Origin of the sequence: Streptomyces cellostaticus, assembly GCF_001513965.1 — a bacterium.
GTDB lineage: Bacteria > Actinomycetota > Actinomycetes > Streptomycetales > Streptomycetaceae > Streptomyces > Streptomyces cellostaticus.
This window is the reverse complement of the sequence record NZ_KQ948139.1, coordinates 1-748: the sequence shown is the minus strand read 5'-3', so window position 1 is coordinate 748 and position 748 is coordinate 1. Positions and strand designations below refer to the sequence as shown.

Below are 748 nucleotides of genomic sequence, written 5' to 3'. Positions count from 1 at the left end.
GCGAACCGGGAGAAGTTGTGCACGCAGAGCACGAGGTCGTCCTCGTACTCGCGCAGGAAGGCGATCACCGCCGGGTTCGAGGACTGCAGTTCGGTGTAGGAGCCCAGTCCGAAGGCGAGGTTCTGTTTGCGGATCTCGATCATGCGGCGGGTCCAGTGCAGCAACGACGAGGGCGAGGACATGGAGGCCTCGACGTTGGTGACCTGGTAGCCGTAGACCGGGTCCATGATGGTGGGCAGGAAGAGCCGCCCGGGGTCGGACGAGGAGAAGCCCGCGTTGCGGTCGGGGGTCCACTGCATGGGGGTGCGGACGGCGTCGCGGTCGCCGAGCCAGATGTTGTCGCCCATGCCGATCTCGTCGCCGTAGTAGAGGATCGGTGAGCCGGGCAGGGACAGCAGCAGGGCGGTGAACAGCTCGATCTGGTTGCGGTCGTTGTCGAGCAGGGGGGCGAGGCGGCGGCGGATGCCGATGTTGGCGCGCATACGCGGGTCCTTCGCGTATTCGGCCCACATGTAGTCGCGTTCCTCGTCGGTGACCATTTCGAGGGTCAGCTCGTCATGGTTGCGCAGGAAGATGCCCCACTGGCAGTGGGAGGGGATGGCGGGGGTCTTGGCGAGGATTTCCGAGACCGGGTAGCGCGATTCCCGTCGTACGGCCATGAAGATGCGCGGCATGACGGGGAAGTGGAACGCCATGTGGCACTCGTCGCCCCCCGACTGGTAGTCGCCGAAGTAGTCGACCACGTCCT

General features: G+C 65.6%; 1 protein-coding gene. It reads right to left on the bottom strand.

Going from position 1 to position 748, the window contains the following annotated elements; translation table 11 throughout:
* Positions 1-748 (bottom strand): alpha-amylase family glycosyl hydrolase (locus AQI88_RS42440; RefSeq protein ID WP_208616112.1); only part of this gene is annotated, 748 nt, incomplete at both ends.